Origin of the sequence: Aquimarina sp. AU474, from assembly GCF_900312815.1 — a bacterium.
Classification (GTDB): domain Bacteria; phylum Bacteroidota; class Bacteroidia; order Flavobacteriales; family Flavobacteriaceae; genus Aquimarina.
This window is the reverse complement of sequence record NZ_OMPE01000008.1, coordinates 566293-583604: the sequence shown is the minus strand read 5'-3', so window position 1 is coordinate 583604 and position 17312 is coordinate 566293. Positions and strand designations below refer to the sequence as shown.

The window sequence follows — 17312 nt, the reverse complement described above, 5'->3', positions numbered from 1 at the left end:
TTTGATAGAAACATAAACACACAATAATCTAATAATTCAACTATGAAGTATGTAAAGCTTAACTCAATCATTTTATTTTTCACTTTAGCATTTATAACAACGAGCTGTAGTGTAGATGATCAATCTAGTTACGAATTTATCCCAACTACTAGATTGGATATTAAAGGCGAATTAAAAGTACAAACTAATTTTTATGATAATGAGGGGCCTCATGATCACAATTTTTCACAAAAAAGAGCGTCAGGGTTTACAGAAACTTTAGAATCGGGGTCAAAAGAAAGTTATGTGGGAGCGAGTGTTAACCTTTCTTCTGGTACTTGGTATTTTAACGATGCTTTGATTGGCACATTATCTAATGATCGAAAATTTGGATCGAAATCTGGTCGTATTCGAAATACGGGATATACAATTATGTCTTTTAATATGGATGATGGTGCACAAACAGTAAGAGTACGCCATGCAAAATATGGTAATGATGGTAATTCTTCTTGGCGTTTGATAGCTTCTTATGATAATGGTTCTTCATGGTCCTATGCTGGATCTACGATTAACACAACTTCAACGTCACTAAATACCGTGTCGTTTAATGTTAATGAAACAAGATCAGTTCGATACGGGATTTATAAAACTTCAGGAGGGTCTAATCGAATTAATATTGATAATATTGAAATAGTTACTGGCTCTACAGGAGGAGGTAACGGCGGCAATGGTAGTCCATCAAGAGATAGTAATATTACCTTTGGTAATCCTTCTAACGCATCTTCGAGTACTACAAATTATTATTTATCAAAACCGGATTACGTACTTTCATATAACAATAATAGAGGGACAGCTAATTGGGTGAGTTGGCACTTAAGTAGTGCTTGGACAGGTAGTTCGCCGAGGTGCAATTGTTTTAAACAAGATAGGTCATTACCAAGTAATTTTTTTAGAGCTACAACTAGTGATTATACAGGTTCTGGATTTGATAGAGGGCATTTATGTCCTTCGGCAGATAGAAATGGAAATTCATCCTCTAATGAGAACACATTTTTTATGACCAATATAGCTCCTCAAGCTCCTGATAATAATCAGAGAAGTTGGGCAAGTTTTGAAAACTATCTGAGATCTTTGACCCTAGAAGGGAACGAGATTCATGTTATTGCTGGCGTTGTTGGAAGTGGAGGAACGGGAAGAAATGGTTTTGCATCCACAATAGATGGAGGAAATATTACAGTACCAGATTCTTTTTGGAAAGTAGCTTTAGTATTACCAAATGGATCAAATGATATTAATAGAGTAAATACTTCGACTAGAGTAATAGCTATTAATGTACCTAATGATCAGGGAATTAGTAGCAACTGGACACAATTTAGAACAACCGTAAATACTATTGAAAACTTAACAGGATATGATCTTTTAGAAAATATCCCTAATACTATAGAATCGGTACTAGAATCTCGATTAGATAATGAAGCATTATAATAAATAAATTGGTTTAATTTTACACGAGCACTATCTATTTTAGTGCTCGTTTGTATTAAAAGTTAATTTTTAATTAACTGTAAAACAAGTCATAAGCTAATTTAATATCTTAACATCCTTTTAAAAACCTGTTTTTTGATGATAAAATATCGATATTTGTAACTTTACTATTCGCAACAAACAACTAATTGTACTAAATAAGAATTTATGGGAATGAATAAAAATACTGTGCTTGCATGGGCTACTTTTATTATGGTAATAGTCGGCCTTTCATTAATAGCATTAGGAGCTTTTAGATACAGAGATGTATCTGGATATGGTTTTGCCGCTGTTGGTATTGGTTTCTTTGCAATCGCTTGGGTTTTTAATGCTTTAAAAGGAAGAGTTTAATCTTCAATATAATAAATTCATCAAATAAAATAATATAATAAGGACTTATGTCAGACGATAAAAAGGTGATCTTCTCCATGTCGGGAGTAAGTAAAACATTTAAAAGTGCTAATACGCCTGTATTAAAAAATATATATTTAAGTTTTTTCTATGGAGCAAAAATAGGAATATTGGGGCTTAATGGCTCTGGTAAATCAACCCTTCTTAAAATTATAGCGGGTGTTGATAAAAATTATCAAGGTGATGTTGTTTTTTCTTCAGACTATTCGGTTGGATATTTGGAGCAAGAGCCACAATTAGATCCTGAAAAAACTGTTCTTGAAGTCGTAAAAGAAGGTGCTGCAGAAATTGTTGCTGTTCTTGATGAATACAATAAAATCAATGACATGTTTGGTTTGGAAGAAGTTTATAGTGATGCAGATAAAATGCAGAAACTTATGGATCGACAAGCTGCTTTACAAGATCAAATTGATGCTGGTAATGGCTGGGAGTTAGATACCAAGCTTGAAATTGCTATGGATGCATTACGAACTCCGGATTCTGATAAGAAAATTGGAGTATTGTCTGGTGGAGAAAGAAGGAGAGTTGCTCTTTGTCGTTTATTGCTTCAGGAACCAGATGTCTTATTATTAGATGAGCCTACAAACCATTTGGATGCAGAATCAGTACACTGGTTAGAGCATCATTTGGCACAATATAAAGGAACCGTTATTGCGGTAACGCATGATAGGTATTTCTTAGATAACGTGGCAGGTTGGATCTTAGAACTTGATAGAGGAGAAGGTATTCCTTGGAAAGGTAACTATTCCTCATGGTTAGATCAAAAATCTAAACGTTTGGCGCAAGAAAGCAAATCTGCTTCAAAACGTCAAAAAACCCTAGAACGTGAGTTAGAGTGGGTTCGTCAAGGTGCAAAAGGGAGGCAAACCAAGCAAAAAGCACGTTTAAAGAATTATGATAAACTAATGAGTCAAGATCAAAAACAACTTGACGAAAAATTGGAAATATACATTCCTAATGGACCTCGTTTAGGGAGCAATGTTTTAGAAGTTACCGGAGTTAGCAAGGCGTATGGGGATAAACTTTTATATGAAGATCTTAACTTTAAATTACCGCAAGCAGGAATAGTTGGAATTATTGGACCAAATGGAGCAGGAAAAACGACTATTTTTAAAATGATCATGGGAGAAGAAACTCCTGATAAAGGAAGTTTTTCTGTAGGAGAAACAGCAAAAATCGCTTATGTAGATCAAGCACATTCTAATATAGATTCTGATAAGTCTATTTGGCAGAATTTTAGTGATGAGCAGGACTTAGTGATGATGGGCGGTAAAGAAGTCAACTCCAGGGCGTATTTAAGTCGTTTTAATTTTGGAGGAAGTGAACAAAACAAAAAAGTATCTACCTTATCTGGAGGTGAACGTAACCGATTACATCTGGCTATGACACTTAAAGAAGAAGGTAATGTATTGCTTTTGGATGAACCTACTAATGATCTTGATGTCAATACGTTAAGGGCTTTAGAAGAAGGGCTTGAGAATTTTGCAGGATGTGCTGTAGTGATTTCTCACGATCGTTGGTTCTTAGATAGAATATGTACTCATATCTTAGCTTTTGAAGGAGATTCTCAAGTGTATTTCTTTGAAGGTAGTTTCTCTGATTATGAAGAAAATAAAAAGAAACGCTTAGGTGGTGATTTAATGCCAAAACGTATTAAGTATAAGAAATTAGTTAGATAATTAAGCTCAGATTAGATATCTGTATTTATAATATTTTTCAGAATCAATAAGGATGCCTTTAAAAAAAATAAAAGTTATTGCCTTTGATGCGGATGATACGCTATGGGTAAATGAAACTTTTTTTAGAAAAGCTGAAGAAGAATTTTGCGAATTGTTAATTGATTTTATGCCCAAGGAACAAGCTAATAAATTGTTGTTTGATGTGGAGATGCAAAATTTACCTATTTACGGTTACGGCATTAAACCATTTACATTATCCTTAATTGAAGCTGCTATAAATATTTCAAATGGAAATGTTCCTATAACATTGGTTCAGAAACTAATAGATAAGGGTAAGGAAATGCTTCAAGAACCTATAGAATTGATTGATGGTATTGATCAAACACTACGTCAATTGTCTCAACAGTATCGTCTTGTAGTAGCCACAAAGGGAGATTTGCTAGATCAGGAGCGTAAGTTAATTAAATCGGGATTAGAAAAGTATTTTCATCATATCGAAATTGTATCGGATAAAACAGAGAAAAATTATACCAAGTTGGTAAAACATCTCGATATTTCTGAAAATGAATTTTTAATGGTAGGAAATTCTTTAAAATCTGATATTCTACCCGTATTAAATATAGGTGCGCATGCTTTTCATATTCCTTTTCATACCACATGGGAACATGAAATGATCCATGAAGAAATAACACATACTAATTTTAGAAGTTTCACTAAGGCGAGTGAATTACTAGAGGTACTATGATATGAGAAAAGCTATTGATCTTAATAACTGGGACAGAAAAGAGCATTTCGAATTTTTTGGAGGCTTTAATGAACCATTTTTTGGGATTACAACAGAGGTAGATTTTACTTTAGGGTATCAAAAGATAAAAGATTTTGGATACCCTTATTTTCTTTTCTATCTACACAAGTCTTTACTGGCGGCAAATACTATAGAAGCTTTTAGGTATAGAGTAGAAAATGATCAAATTTTCTTATATGATCAAATCCACGCTTCGCCAACCATCGGAAGAGATGATCATACTTTTGGATTTTCGTTTATAGAGTATGATAAAGACTTCAATAGTTTTGTCGAGAAAGGTCAAAGAGAAATATTTGATGTAAAAAATAGCTCTGGCTTGCGTAACAATGATAATGCAAAACGCATAGATACTATTCACTATTCTTCTATACCATGGTATAGTTTTACTGGATTAACTCACGCTAGGCATTTTGAGTTTAAAGATAGTATTCCTAAAATCTCTTTCGGAAAATATACGAAAATCCAAGGTAAAATAAGCTTGCCTATAGCAATCAATGTGCACCATGGTTTAATGGATGGTTATCATATTGGAGTGTACCTTGAGGAATTTCAGCGGTTGTTAAACGAATAATGTATCATGAGTGGAGAAGCGGGAGCAGGGGCTATAACTAAATACTTTCATATATTTTTTTCTTCTGGCATGACGGTAAGTGTGGCAATGCCTCCAGATGCAGAAGAACATCCTCATTACATCTCTGATTATTTTACCGAAGCAAACAAACCTTTTGAAAAGAAATTAGAACAAGCTCTTCCCTTACTTAATGATGAAATACAGAAGTTGATAAATCGGTTAAATTTACCCATAATTGTTTATGATCCAAACTCTGATTTTGTTAGAGGTGCTATTAATGAAGATACAAATGACTTTGATAATACTTTTGCAGATGAAGATCATGCCAACAATTGGTTTTCTAATTCAAAAGAACCTAAAGCTTTTGTTAGTATTGAGTTTATGACAAGGTCTTTTTCTAAAATTACATTATCCATTACTGTCAAACAAAGGATTCTTAGATCTCAATTAAACAAATTGCAGGATGTAATCTTATCGCTATTTGAATAGCATTCGCTTGTAATATGTATTATTTCTTTATCTTTAATTAAACCTTTTTTTAATTCTCCGGTCTTAATTATGAAGTAACTTAAAAAAATGAATTATGAAAATGAATAAAATTTTAAGTATTGTACTTGTTTTCGGTATAACCTGTTTAGGATATGGTCAAGAAAGAACTGTAAAAGTAAGTACTAACAAAGATGGAGAAAAAGTAAGATTAGTTGAATCTGAAGATGCTGAAGGAAATAAAAAAATAAACGCTACAAAAAAAGATACTAACGGTAATGTGAAAAAAGCGGTAAAAGCCAACCAGGCAGATGGTGACACATATCGAGCGGCAGGAGTAAATAGGGCAGATGGAACTAAAAAAAGAGCAGTACAAGCAAATAAGGCTGATGGTACTAAGAAACGAGGGATAGGAGTACAACAAGCAGATGGTGATAAGTATAGAGCAGGAGGCGTAAATAATCCCGATGGCTCGAAGAAAAGATCTGTTGGTGTAAAAAAAACAGATGGTAGTGTAAAAAGAGCTTCTGCTGTAAAACGAAGTAATGGAAATAGAAGTAGTGAGATTGTAAACAGTAATGCTAAACAAGCTAAGAAGGCAGGGAAGAAAGTATCCAAAAACAAGAAAAGAATAAAGAGAAAAAATTAGATGTTAATCTAATAATAATATCACAAGTTTCGAAGCATATTGCTGTTTCGGGACTTTGTTTTTTTTAAATAACTTCTAGCTGCTTCACTTCACCTACTTGCATATTGTGTAATCGAATATCTCCAACTCTAACACGTACTAAACGTAATGTTGGAAACCCAACAGCCGATGTCATTTTTCTAACCTGTCTAAATTTACCTTCGGTTAAGGTAATAGATACCCAACTAGTAGGGCCATGTCTATCATCTCTAATTTTCTTTGACCTTTGCGGAAATGTGGGTATTGTACTAATAGCTTTTGCTATACAAGGTTTTGTAAGATATTTTTTTCCTTCGAACCCAATCTCGACGCCATCGCATAGTTTTTGAACAGCTTCGGTAGTGATCTCTCCGTTTACCTGGGCATAATACTCTTTTTCGATTTTACCGCTACAAATATGATTGCTGGTTTTGCCATCTGTTGTAAGTAATAAAAGACCTTCAGATTTTTCATCTAATCTCCCGATTGCCATAATGCCCTCGGGGAAATCATGTAATTCTCCTAATAACTTCTTGCTGTTTTTCTTTTGACCATTGTTTACAAACTGGCTCAAGTATCCATAAGGTTTGTAGATAACAAAGTGTTTGTGTTGTTTTGATTCAATGTTGCTCTCCATTATACTTAAAATGTATTCATTTTAAAAAATCGTGGTAATGTACAGATTTTAACTCGTTTTGGATTTACGCGGATCACAAAAAAGGCTAGGAGAGGCCAAACCAGTTTGTTTTGTAAAATAGTTTACTACATATAGAGACTAGACGTTAATTTAGCGCAATACATTTACTCTTGTTTTGGATACCAATCTAATTGTACTACTTCAATATTTGGATCTTTAGAAACAATTTCCTTAAACTTATTTACATCACTAAATCCATTTGTGCCTCTGTAATGATAAGGATACACTTGTTTTGGTTTAAAATCTAAAACCGCATCAGCCGCTCTATCTACGGTCATTGTGTATGGCAAATTCATACAAACAAAAGCTTTATCAATGTATTGTAACTTTCTCATTTCGGTAATATCTTCAGTATCCCCAGAAAAATACACACGTTCTTTTCCGAGTGTAATAACATATCCATTTCCGCGACCTTTTTCATGAAATTTTAAGGCTTCTTCTCTAAGATTGTACATCGGGATAGCTTCAATTGAAATCCCTTGTACTTCTTTGGTTTCTCCGTTATTAATAATCAAAAGTTGATCTGTATAACTAGCAGGAAGTTTTTCGGCTACTGCTTGCGGTACAATAATTTCGGCCTTAGATAGATCTAAACTATCGAGTGTATCTATATTCATATGATCTCCATGAATATCTGTAATCAAAACTAAATTCGCAGGTTTCTTACCTTCAAAGGCTTTGCTGCCACCATAAGGATCAATGTAAATGGTTTTATCTTTCCATTCTAATATTGCCGTTGCATGGCCAATAGGATCAATTACAATATCACTTTCTATTTTTTTTGAAACTTCTTCTTGAGGTGGGTCGATAGTTTCATTAATAATTTCGGTTTCTTCCTTTTTTTGAGATTTACATGCCAAAACAAGAATGCAAATGAGTATGATACTCTGGGTTTTAAGTTTCATTTTATGACGATTTTGTGTTTGTTAGCGAGTATAATATACGCATTATCCTTTATAAAATCAGTAGAAGCTTATTCTGCAAGAGGCTTCGAGTATTGCCTATGTATTGGCATTTATAATATAAAAATATTAAAAACCCCATTGTATTGAATTTCATTTAACTATCTACCCATAATTTGATAGCCATTGCTGTTACCATGATAATCAAGAAGATTTTAACCAGTCCATCTCCCTTTTTTACAGACCATCGACTGGCAATCCAACCGCCACTCGCGTTTCCGAATGCAAGAATGAATCCGTATAAATAATCTATTTGCTGGTGATATGCAAATATAGCCAAGGCGCCAATGGTATATACGAATACCACAAGTACTTTAACTGCGTTGGATTTTACAAGACTAAGGTAATTTATAGATGTTAGCGCCAATAGAATAAATATCCCAACACCAGCTTGGATAAACCCGCCATAAATACCAATAAAGAAAAAAGTGAGTATAGATACCCAAAAATGTTTACCCTTGGTTCTTTCTATAAGATCTTCGACTTTTATTTTAGGTTTAAAGACCATAAATAAAACCACAACTACCATAATAATTGCTAAGATCTTATTAAAAGTCTCTCCTTTAATATCGATTGCAATTTGAGCACCTATTAAGGAGCCAATAAGAGCAGATATTCCCAAAAACAAACCGAAGAACGATGGTTTTATTCCTTTGCTTTTAAACCCGGCAATTGAAGTTATACTCTGGATAAATATCCCAATTCGATTTGTACCATTTGCCACTGCAGGAGGTAATCCCATAAAAATTAACATGGGCAGTGTAAGTAAGGAACCTCCTCCTGCGATCGTGTTAATAACTCCAGCAATAAAGCCTACGATAGCTAAGAGGAAAAGAAGCCCTGTTTCGTTCATGTCCGTTTTTGGTTTGTATCAAAAATAGATAAATCGTTGAGATGAATATATCTATTTGAAATTCTTTTGGCATAAATTATCAACTGTCGTAGATTTACGGAGCTAACCAAAACGACACAAAGTTAAAACTCTGCACAAAATAATTCCGTTTTTACAAATTTTTAGAGATAAAGCATATAATGCCTCTATATTTAAGGCAGATATAATCTCTGGTATTACGGTTGGGGTTATTTTAATACCTCAAGCAATTGCTTACGCTTTACTTATGGGTGTTCCTCCTATATATGGATTATACGCATGTCTAGTACCTTTATTTTTGTATGCGCTATTTGGCACGTCAAAACAATTAAGTATAGGCCCGGTTGCTGTTACTGCAATTTTGATTATGAGTGGGGTAAGTCAATTAGCAGATCCGTTTTCTGAAAAATTTATAGCCTTAGTTTTGTTTGCTGGATTTTTAATAGGAGTGCTGCAAATTATTATGAGTGTCCTAAGAATGGGGTTTTTGGTTAATCTGATTTCTCAACCTGTTATATCTGGATTTATATCGGCAGCCGCTATAATAATTATTATTTCTCAATTAAGTGAAAGCTTAGGAATAGATATTCCTAGTTTTAAATATACGCATCAAACGCTTGCATACACTTTTAAACATTTGATTGATGTACATTGGATAACTTTTGTGATGTGTTTATTTTCGATTGTGGTAATTACAGTATTAAAGAAATGGAAACGTTCTTTTCCTGGAGCACTAACGGTACTCATGATCACTACTATTGTTACCTACGTTTTTGATCTCGATCAAAAGGGATTATCTGTGATCGAAAGTGTTCCTAAAGGATTGCCATCTTTTAATATTCCTGAAATGAGTTATGATACTATGATGGCACTAATTCCTACAGTACTTACGGTAACTTTTATAGGTTATGTGGGTAGTATCGGGATAGCAAAATCTATAGAAATGAAAAACAGAGACCATGTCGTAAAACCGAACCAAGAGTTGTTTGCCTTAGGAATAGCCAAAGTTATAGGTGCATTTTTTCTGGCCGTTCCCTCATCAGGAAGTTATAGTAGAACAGCTATTAATGATGAAGCGGGAGGGAAGACCACTGTTTCTTCGATTATTGCTGCTGTAATGGTATTGCTATCATTGTTGTTTCTTACAACATTGTTTTTTTATATCCCAAAGGCGGTTTTGGCTGCAATAATATTGGTTTCGGTATTTGGATTGATCAATTTTAGTGAAGCCAAATATTTATTTAAACTTAGAAGAAGAGACTTTGTAGTGATGATTATTACTTTTGTTGGTACACTAGTTTTTGGTGTCGAAAATGGGATATTTATAGGTGTTATCCTTTCTTTTGTATTCTTACAGTACTATAGCTCTCGTCCGCATATAGCTGAATTGGTAAATATACCTGGAACTACATATTATCGAAATATCAATAGATTTCCTGATGCTATTCAATCTTCGAATTATCTTATTATAAGGTTTGATAACCAACTTTATTTTGGGAATGCTGGTTATTTCAAAGATGCCATACAAGAATATGTTACAAATCGTAATCCGAAACCAAAATTTTTAATTTTGGATAATACCAATATGCACGATATTGATAGTACAGGATTGCATGTATTGGAGGATATTTGTCAATATTTAGAAGGTTTGGATATACAATTGTTAATTATTGGCTCTATCGGACCTGTTAGAGATTTTTTAAAACGATCGGGGTTTACAGATAAACTGGGGTTAGAGCACTATTATCTTACCATTGAAGATGCTGTGAATCATGCCGAAAATCGTAAAGCACATGATAAGGTGCATGAAGTTGCTGTTCAATTTAATGAGAAAAGAAGATCTTTTTTAGATTGAAAATATGTTAATTACTTGTCTTCGTATAGGTGTAGTTTAAGTCCCATACCGTAATTGGTGTTGTTGTTTTTAATTAGATTATTAGTCTCACTATATTCTGGGTCAAAACGTTGCCATGTTCTGTTTTTGAAGAATACTCTACGTGTAAATGTTCTGTAATCATTGATTTTGTTAGTAAATGGAAGTAAAGGTCTAAAAGTAGTAGATACTTTAACTATGCCCTTACGAGTTTCTACTTCATGATATTTTTTGGTTTGTTGAAGTTTACCATTTTTATCAGCATAGCCCAGGACCTGAATAGAAACAAATATGCCACCTTTTGGAATATATACTTTATGTTCTGAAACGTTCAGTTCAAAATTGATTTTATCTTTATTGGTGACATTAAATATGATATCGTCGTATGCCAAACGTTTTCCTGGAGCGCCCATGTCATTGGTGTAAAACTGCATTTTGAATATCGTTGAAAAAGATTGCCCACCAGAAGAATTTCTATTAGAAGACTCAACCTTTATTGGTAGGTATATGGATGCAATTTTAGTAGGTTTTTGAGTGTTTTTCGGGAAGAAAACGGCTATTTCCGATTCTACAGTGGGTAGCCAACATTTAAAATAATCATTATGCACCTCTGAAGCTATTTTTCTGGTTTTATACCTTCTTTTCTTTTCGGCAGTAATAATCACTTCTTTAAGCTCAGATACATCTTGCGCAAGTTTTATTTTTTTTGGAATTAATGTAGTTGATATTACCCTTTCTTTATGGCCTAGGGCAGAGATGTATAGTGTGTCTATATCTGGATACCATTTTTTTGAAAACTGAAAGTTACCATCTGCATCTGCAAAAGTACCATTTCCGTTACCAAAAGAGATTGTAGCAAAAGATATAGGAGTATTCTGTACAGAATCAAGTACAGTGTAGGTCTGTGAGCAGACTATTTGTGCTAAAAAAAGCAGTAGTAGGAGAAACAGCTTTTTCATGGTTTTTGATTGGAGGTGTTAAAAAAACTAAAATAATAAATTATATTAACAAGATAACTATTATCATGCCAAAGAGCATAATAATTTAGAAATCATCAATCTTATTTTGTAGTTTATATAATTTTTTAAAATGTTTGTATTTAATGTGTTATAGCATATTACTTAAACTAATAATTTACAATATATTCATTCAATCTTATCTAATGTATATAGCATGATTCATTAATAGCGGATTTATATCTATACAGTAACAATAATTTATTTCAAAGTATATTTTAATATACTTTGAAATATTTTTAGTAGCATAAAGTATATTTTTATATACTTTATTATATTTGCAATATATTTTTACATAAAAGTATACTATTTTATACATAATATACGTTTTAGACCTACAACGTATATTATTGTATACATTATTAATCACGTATTATGGAGTTAAATAACCTTTCAGACGAACAAGTCTTGATAGAGCTTACTCAAAGAGTAAAACAAAGAAGACTTAATATTAATATTACTCAAGAAGAACTTTCAAAAAGAGCGGGGGTGCATGTGCAAACCATTAAAAATTTTGAATCCGGTAAAACAACTACTGTTTTAACCTTTATTCAGATATTAAGAGCGTTTGGCGACCTAGATGCATTAAACTCTTTACTGCCAGATCCAGGAATTAGTCCTATAGAGCTTTTAAAACTTAAAGGTAAGGGAAGAGAAAGAGCATCAAGAAGTCCTAAGAATCAAAAAGAAGATCCGCAATGGTAGATGTTATCAAGATTACACTTTGGGATGAAGAGTTAGGAGCATTAAGTTGGGATAATGAAAGAAATTTTGGGTCTTTCGAATTTTTCTCTTCGTTTTTAGATAAAAAACTTGATGTGTCACCTATACATATGCCGATAACATCTTCAGCCAAAAAAATATATAGCTTCCCTAACCTTAATCAAGATACTTACAAAGGATTACCTGGTATGCTATCTGATGTGCTACCGGATGATTTCGGAAATCGTTTGATAGATCAATGGTTAGCACTTAATAACATTCCAAAATCCGAATTTACTCCTTTAGATAGGCTATGCTACATTGGCACTAGAGGAATGGGAGCATTAGAGTTTCAACCTGCAAAAAATGTTGGTAAAGCACAAACAACAATGCTCGAAGTAGATAAACTAGCTTTACTTGCTGAGAAAATACTTAATACACGCGAAAGTTTGCATCTTAACCTTTCAGATACAGAACATCTTAATGAACTTATAAAAGTAGGTACTTCTGCCGGAGGGCAAAGAGCTAAGGCAATTATAGCCTATAATCCAAATACTAATGAAATACGCTCTGGACAAGCAAAAGCACCAAAAGGATTTGATCATTATATTTTTAAATTTGATGGCGTAAACGATGCTTCATTAAGTGATCCCCAAGGATATGGCAGAATAGAATACGCCTATTATTTAATGGCATTGGATTGTGGGATACATATGGAAAACTCTATACTATTCGAGGAGCATGATCGTGCACATTTTATGACCAAACGTTTTGATAGAATTAATCATAGTCAAAAAGTACACATGCAAACATTATGTTCTTTGGCACATTTTGACTACAAATCTCCGGGAGCACATTCTTATGAAAATGCTTTCGAAATCATGAGGCGGTTACGATTGCCTCATATTGATGCAATACAACAGTATAAGAGGATGGTATTTAATGTTATAGCTCGTAATCAAGATGATCATACTAAGAATATTTCTTTTTTAATGGATAGGCAGGGACAATGGAGGCTTTCTCCCGCATATGATATTACATATTCTTATAATCCCGTTGGTATTTGGACTAGTATGCACCAAATGTCAATTAACGGAAAGCGTGATGATTTTACCATGCAGGATTTGATTGCAGTAGGGGATAAAATAAGTTTTAAAAATAGTAAAGAGGCTATTCAACAAACTTTAAATGTAGTGTCTAACTGGAGCTATTATGCGCAAAAAGCAGGAATACCCGTATGGCAAGCAGATCGGTTAAAAAAAGCATTTAGGTTAAGCTTATAATGATTTAAAATCAATTCTAAAAAGTACTCAGAAATTAATTTTGAAGATGTATTTTTGACCAATTCATGAAAAAAGCGATATACTTTATGCTCCTTAGTGCTGTGTGTTTTACAGCAATGAATCTACTAGTAAAGTATTTAGCGCATTTTGGCGGTGGACAATTGGTACTCTTCAGGGCATTTGGATCTTTATTTTTTACGATGAGTTATCTTCTTTGGCATAAGATTCCTATTCTGGGTAATCAAAGAAGTTTATTGGTGTTTAGAGGATTTGCAGGTGTGACCTCTATGGGGTTGTTTTTTATGTCAGTAAATTATTTACCTATAGGATCTGCAGTTTCGTTGCGATACTTGTCTCCAATATTTGCCACAATTCTTGCGGTGTTTTTTCTTAAAGAACGTGTAAAATCAATACAATGGTTATTTTTTATCATGGCTTTTGTTGGGGTATTAATGATCAAAGGCTTTGATCCAGACATGAATTCTTTTGGATTTTTGTTAATAATAGGGTCAGCGATATTTAGTGGTGTAGTATATGTTTTGATTAATAAAATTGGGCATGGAGATCATCCTGTGGTTATTGTGAACTATTTTATGTGGATCTCTTTGTTAGTAGGAGGGGTGTTATCTATTTTCAAATGGACTACTCCCCTAGGAGTAGAATGGTTGCTACTACTAAGTCTAGGGGTTTTTGGGTACTTTGGGCAATTATTTATGACCAAAGCATTTCAATCCCAGGCAACAAATAAGATTGTATCATTAAAATATATTGAGGTAATATTTACAATGATTGCAGGGGTGTTTTGGTTTAGTGACACATATCCAATCCTTAGCCTTGTAGGTACTTTACTTGTAATAACAGGGCTTATTCTTAATATTTGGTATCGAAAAAAATGATCAATTAAGAAAAATCTTCTCTTAAATAATACATTATTTTCGCTTTATCTGTGAAGCTTTTTATGGTAATAATATCTCCAGTAAGTTTGTTATATATTACCTCTGCGAATAACAAATCAATATAGAAAATACTATAATAAAAATCGCGATTACTGTCATTAATGGTAAATAGATGAATTCCTCTATCCCATATATCTTTGTATTTAACATCTAAGTGTCGAGCATTGAATTTTTGCTCCTGGGTAGTTTTATGCATAAGCTATCATTTTTAATAAGGGGAAGACTAAATTACGGTTTTTCCGTAATTATTCCAAATCTATTTATTATAATTATTTGAAAAACAGTACTTATACGTCATGTAAAAGGTGATGTCGTTAAGAATATAAACCTACTAATAAGTTTGTTTTACGAGAGATTATTCATTAGATTTATATAGATATAAATTCTAAAAAGACGACAGTAAATCGATATTCTGATACGTAAGATATAATGTAATGGTATGGATAAGTTGATCCATGCCCAAAACAGGAAAGAATATACGAGGTGTTTGATTGTATTTGGCAGCTAATTTACTGGTAAAAAAATCAGTAATACCGTGTAACACTCCATTTAGTAGCGTATAAAAAATAGCCAATTTAATAGAAAATAGAAATATACTAAATACACATAATACAAGAGTGTAAACCAATACATGAAAAGCCAGCCATTTGATATGTTGACTTTTGCCTACAGCCATTTTGGAAGTCTGAAAAGCATAATCCCCTGTCCAATGTGCTAAAAGAATTAAACTGAAAACCATATTGATAAGATACCAATAAGACATCGCATAACCTAATTGATAATGAAAATTTTATAGAATAGTAACCTGTTTGATAATGTAAAAGATAAATTTTAATTCATAAGTTATTTGATTGTAACATGTTTCAAACCTTTAGACATCGTTTACTTTTTTGGTTCTTGGTTTTTATCACCTCTAGCTTGTTAATTATAGCACTTTCGTATACCTATATTACAAAAAGAGAGAAAATACATGCTAGAACTGAGGCTATAGACCAATCGTATGTTTTACTTCTTAAAAGTGTAAAAGCGCAACAGGATTTCTTTAGCTACGAGACAAAAAGTCAAAATTTTTTCAAAACTGGCGGTAGCCATTATTTGGATTACTATCTTAAACTTCTAGATAGTACAAGATACCATCTTCAACAAATTGATTTTTCATCCGAACCAGAGTTAGCTTCTTTGATTACCGAAATAAAATCTGATATTACGGAGATAGATTCTGTTTTTCTGTCCTTAATTATTCAAATTCAAGCTCGAGGGTTTAAGAATTATAACCTTGAAGGATCTATGAGAAGAGATGCACATTGGTTAGAAAAGCAAAAGGAAATCCCTATAGAAGATATTCTGTCTCTTCGAAGACATGAAAAAGACTACATTATTAGGAATGAAGAGGCCTATACCCTTAAATTCTCAAAATTGGTAGTTTCTATGAGAGAAGAAATTCTAAAGAATAATAGAATAACAAAAAAAAGAAAAGATAAACTACTCCATTATTTACATGGTTATGAAGACAAATTAACTCAACTTGTTAAATTAGACGAATTGATAGGTATAAAAAATAACACAGGATTAAAAGAGGAATTGGATCAAAGAATAACAGTGTCTGAAGTTAGCTTTAGCAATGTAGTTTACCAAACGCAGCTTTGGAAAGAAAAGGAATTTAATAAATTAACTTTTTACTTCATTTTTATTACTATCGTTTTAGTTATTGGGAGTATTGCTATAAGCACTTATATATCAAAAAAGATAACTATTCCATTAACCGAACTAACTACGCATATCACTAGATTTGTAGATAGCAAGTTTACGTTAGAATCCGAGTACCCAGTGATACGTACCGAAGATGAAATTGGTAGACTTACTCGTAACTTTTCTTTTCTGAAGGATGAAGTTATTTCTAGACTTAAATTTTTTAAACAAAAAGTTGATGAACGAACTACCGAACTTGCCAATGCAAATACAAAACTTTTAAGGCTTAGTGAGGCTAACAGCCGTTTCGTGCCTAAGGAATTTTTAAATAACTTAGGTAAAGATAGTATAGAAGAAGTAAGGCTAGGCGATCAAGTAGAACAAGAAATGACAATAATCTTTTCTGACATAAGAGAATTCACAAAGATATCTGAAAGCCTTAGTCCACAAGAAAATTTTGATTTTATTAATTCTTACCTCAATGGTATTGTTCCTATAATTCGTCGTAATAAAGGTTTTATAGATAAATTTATAGGTGATTCTGTAATGGCACTTTTCCCTAAAGATTCTGATTTTGCCATTAAAGCCGTTTGTGAATTTGAGGAATTTCTAATCAGTTTCAATAAAAAGCTCGAAAAAGAAAATAAACGTTCTATCCAAATAGGTACTGGTATCCATACTGGGAATTTAATTTTAGGAACTATTGGTCATGATCATAGACTAGAAACTACTGTGATTTCTGATGCTGTAAATACAGCCTCTAGAGTCGAAGGATTGACCAAGCATTATCAGGCAAAGATCATTGGTACAGAAGCAACTATTTCTAAACTAAAAAATAAAAAATCCTGTATTTATAGGTTTCTTGATACTGTAAGGGTAAAAGGAAAGTCCAAAACATTATCCGTTTATGAATTTTTATCTCCTCAGGATAAAGAAAAACTCTCTTATTTGGATCAATACAATAAGGCCGTATCACAAATAAGAAATAAAAAAATCGCTGAGGCAGCAACTATGTTTTCTGCACTGCACAAAGAATACCCTAATGATAAAGCGGTACAGATATTCCTTGAAAAATGTAATAATTACCTTGCAAAAAAATCCTCATCATGGGATGAAATCACTAATATGATTACTAAATAAG

Annotated in this window: 18 protein-coding genes; 12 read left to right on the top strand and 6 right to left on the bottom strand. The window is 32.8% G+C overall.

Annotation, left to right across the window (positions count from 1 at the left end):
* Positions 1-42: 42 nt before the first annotated feature.
* The 7 genes from DK508_RS12455 (at position 43) to DK508_RS12425 (ending at position 6104) form a co-directional block, all read left to right on the top strand.
* Positions 43-1464 carry a DNA/RNA non-specific endonuclease gene (locus DK508_RS12455; protein WP_109301081.1) on the top strand — a complete coding sequence of 474 codons (1422 nt, stop codon included), beginning with the start codon at positions 43-45 and terminating at the stop codon, positions 1462-1464.
* A gap of 207 nt (positions 1465-1671) precedes the next feature.
* Complete coding sequence (locus DK508_RS12450) at positions 1672-1854, top strand: CAL67264 family membrane protein (protein WP_109301080.1); 183 nt, start codon at positions 1672-1674, stop codon at positions 1852-1854.
* A 47-nt stretch (positions 1855-1901) separates the two neighbouring features.
* Positions 1902-3593: an energy-dependent translational throttle protein EttA gene (ettA, locus tag DK508_RS12445; RefSeq protein WP_109301079.1), complete on the top strand. Its 1692-nt coding sequence runs from the start codon at positions 1902-1904 to the stop codon at positions 3591-3593.
* Between the two features lie 52 nt (positions 3594-3645).
* Positions 3646-4338: an HAD family hydrolase gene (locus DK508_RS12440; RefSeq protein WP_109301078.1), complete on the top strand. Its 693-nt coding sequence runs from the start codon at positions 3646-3648 to the stop codon at positions 4336-4338.
* 1 nt (position 4339) lies between these two features.
* On the top strand, positions 4340-4969 hold the full coding sequence (locus DK508_RS12435) for a chloramphenicol acetyltransferase (protein WP_109301077.1): 630 nt from the start codon (positions 4340-4342) through the stop codon (positions 4967-4969).
* A gap of 6 nt (positions 4970-4975) precedes the next feature.
* Positions 4976-5458, top strand: a complete 483-nt coding sequence (locus DK508_RS12430) for a hypothetical protein (protein WP_109301076.1) — start codon at positions 4976-4978, stop codon at positions 5456-5458.
* Between the two features lie 94 nt (positions 5459-5552).
* The gene (locus tag DK508_RS12425; protein ID WP_109301075.1) at positions 5553-6104 is read left to right on the top strand and encodes a hypothetical protein; all 552 of its coding nucleotides are present in this window, start codon (positions 5553-5555) and stop codon (positions 6102-6104) included.
* 64 nt (positions 6105-6168) lie between these two features.
* On the opposite strand, the gene DK508_RS12420 is transcribed toward DK508_RS12425, so the two are convergent.
* The 3 genes from DK508_RS12420 to DK508_RS12410 form a co-directional block, all read right to left on the bottom strand.
* The gene (locus tag DK508_RS12420; RefSeq protein ID WP_109301074.1) at positions 6169-6759 is read right to left on the bottom strand and encodes a pseudouridine synthase; all 591 of its coding nucleotides are present in this window, start codon (positions 6757-6759) and stop codon (positions 6169-6171) included.
* Positions 6760-6923: 164 nt separating this feature from the next.
* Positions 6924-7724 carry an MBL fold metallo-hydrolase gene (locus DK508_RS12415; RefSeq protein ID WP_109301073.1) on the bottom strand — a complete coding sequence of 267 codons (801 nt, stop codon included), beginning with the start codon at positions 7722-7724 and terminating at the stop codon, positions 6924-6926.
* 154 nt (positions 7725-7878) lie between these two features.
* Entirely contained in the window at positions 7879-8634 is a 756-nt protein-coding gene (locus tag DK508_RS12410; RefSeq protein ID WP_109301072.1) for a sulfite exporter TauE/SafE family protein, read from the bottom strand.
* Between the two features lie 130 nt (positions 8635-8764).
* Here DK508_RS12410 and DK508_RS12405 point away from each other — a divergent pair, with 130 nt between their 5' ends.
* A complete protein-coding gene (locus DK508_RS12405) occupies positions 8765-10507 on the top strand; it encodes a SulP family inorganic anion transporter (RefSeq protein WP_370443846.1) in 1743 nt (580 codons plus the stop codon).
* A gap of 11 nt (positions 10508-10518) precedes the next feature.
* Here DK508_RS12405 and DK508_RS12400 read toward each other — a convergent pair whose 3' ends face one another.
* The gene (locus DK508_RS12400) at positions 10519-11484 is read right to left on the bottom strand and encodes a carboxypeptidase-like regulatory domain-containing protein (RefSeq protein ID WP_109301070.1); all 966 of its coding nucleotides are present in this window, start codon (positions 11482-11484) and stop codon (positions 10519-10521) included.
* A gap of 432 nt (positions 11485-11916) precedes the next feature.
* Between DK508_RS12400 and DK508_RS12395 the strand changes: the two genes are divergently transcribed.
* The 3 genes from DK508_RS12395 (at position 11917) to DK508_RS12385 (ending at position 14422) form a co-directional block, all read left to right on the top strand.
* Positions 11917-12246: a helix-turn-helix transcriptional regulator gene (locus tag DK508_RS12395; RefSeq protein WP_109301069.1), complete on the top strand. Its 330-nt coding sequence runs from the start codon at positions 11917-11919 to the stop codon at positions 12244-12246.
* On the top strand, positions 12240-13526 hold the full coding sequence (locus tag DK508_RS12390; RefSeq protein WP_109301068.1) for a type II toxin-antitoxin system HipA family toxin: 1287 nt from the start codon (positions 12240-12242) through the stop codon (positions 13524-13526). The genes DK508_RS12395 and DK508_RS12390 overlap by 7 nt, the downstream gene beginning before the upstream one ends.
* 65 nt (positions 13527-13591) lie before the next feature.
* A complete protein-coding gene (locus DK508_RS12385; RefSeq protein WP_235016403.1) occupies positions 13592-14422 on the top strand; it encodes a DMT family transporter in 831 nt (276 codons plus the stop codon).
* A 4-nt stretch (positions 14423-14426) separates the two neighbouring features.
* Here the strand turns inward: DK508_RS12385 and DK508_RS12380 are convergent, their stop codons facing one another.
* Together DK508_RS12380 and DK508_RS12375 are read right to left on the bottom strand one after the other, a co-directional pair.
* Positions 14427-14678: a hypothetical protein gene (locus DK508_RS12380; RefSeq protein ID WP_109301066.1), complete on the bottom strand. Its 252-nt coding sequence runs from the start codon at positions 14676-14678 to the stop codon at positions 14427-14429.
* A 189-nt stretch (positions 14679-14867) separates the two neighbouring features.
* Positions 14868-15245, bottom strand: coding sequence for a DUF3307 domain-containing protein (locus DK508_RS12375; RefSeq protein WP_109301065.1), 378 nt, complete (start codon positions 15243-15245; stop codon positions 14868-14870).
* 95 nt (positions 15246-15340) lie between these two features.
* On the opposite strand from DK508_RS12375, the gene DK508_RS12370 reads away from it, so the two are divergent.
* A complete protein-coding gene (locus tag DK508_RS12370) occupies positions 15341-17311 on the top strand; it encodes an adenylate/guanylate cyclase domain-containing protein (RefSeq protein WP_109301064.1) in 1971 nt (656 codons plus the stop codon).
* The last annotated feature ends 1 nt before the right edge of the window (position 17312 follow it).

Excerpts from the sequence above, each read along its gene's own strand:
- DK508_RS12455 (WP_109301081.1), top strand. The coding sequence starts at position 43 with ATGAAGTATGTAAAGCTTAACTCAATCATTTTATTTTTCACTTTAGCA.
- DK508_RS12450 (WP_109301080.1), top strand. The coding sequence starts at position 1,672 with ATGGGAATGAATAAAAATACTGTGCTTGCATGGGCTACTTTTATTATG.
- ettA (WP_109301079.1), top strand. The coding sequence starts at position 1,902 with ATGTCAGACGATAAAAAGGTGATCTTCTCCATGTCGGGAGTAAGTAAA.
- DK508_RS12440 (WP_109301078.1), top strand. The coding sequence starts at position 3,646 with ATGCCTTTAAAAAAAATAAAAGTTATTGCCTTTGATGCGGATGATACG.
- DK508_RS12435 (WP_109301077.1), top strand. The coding sequence starts at position 4,340 with ATGAGAAAAGCTATTGATCTTAATAACTGGGACAGAAAAGAGCATTTC.
- DK508_RS12430 (WP_109301076.1), top strand. The coding sequence starts at position 4,976 with ATGAGTGGAGAAGCGGGAGCAGGGGCTATAACTAAATACTTTCATATA.
- DK508_RS12425 (WP_109301075.1), top strand. The coding sequence starts at position 5,553 with ATGAAAATGAATAAAATTTTAAGTATTGTACTTGTTTTCGGTATAACC.
- DK508_RS12420 (WP_109301074.1), bottom strand. The coding sequence starts at position 6,759 with ATGGAGAGCAACATTGAATCAAAACAACACAAACACTTTGTTATCTAC.
- DK508_RS12415 (WP_109301073.1), bottom strand. The coding sequence starts at position 7,724 with ATGAAACTTAAAACCCAGAGTATCATACTCATTTGCATTCTTGTTTTG.
- DK508_RS12410 (WP_109301072.1), bottom strand. The coding sequence starts at position 8,634 with ATGAACGAAACAGGGCTTCTTTTCCTCTTAGCTATCGTAGGCTTTATT.
- DK508_RS12400 (WP_109301070.1), bottom strand. The coding sequence starts at position 11,484 with ATGAAAAAGCTGTTTCTCCTACTACTGCTTTTTTTAGCACAAATAGTC.
- DK508_RS12395 (WP_109301069.1), top strand. The coding sequence starts at position 11,917 with ATGGAGTTAAATAACCTTTCAGACGAACAAGTCTTGATAGAGCTTACT.
- DK508_RS12390 (WP_109301068.1), top strand. The coding sequence starts at position 12,240 with ATGGTAGATGTTATCAAGATTACACTTTGGGATGAAGAGTTAGGAGCA.
- DK508_RS12385 (WP_235016403.1), top strand. The coding sequence starts at position 13,592 with ATGAAAAAAGCGATATACTTTATGCTCCTTAGTGCTGTGTGTTTTACA.
- DK508_RS12380 (WP_109301066.1), bottom strand. The coding sequence starts at position 14,678 with ATGCATAAAACTACCCAGGAGCAAAAATTCAATGCTCGACACTTAGAT.
- DK508_RS12375 (WP_109301065.1), bottom strand. The coding sequence starts at position 15,245 with ATGTCTTATTGGTATCTTATCAATATGGTTTTCAGTTTAATTCTTTTA.
- DK508_RS12370 (WP_109301064.1), top strand. The coding sequence starts at position 15,341 with ATGTTTCAAACCTTTAGACATCGTTTACTTTTTTGGTTCTTGGTTTTT.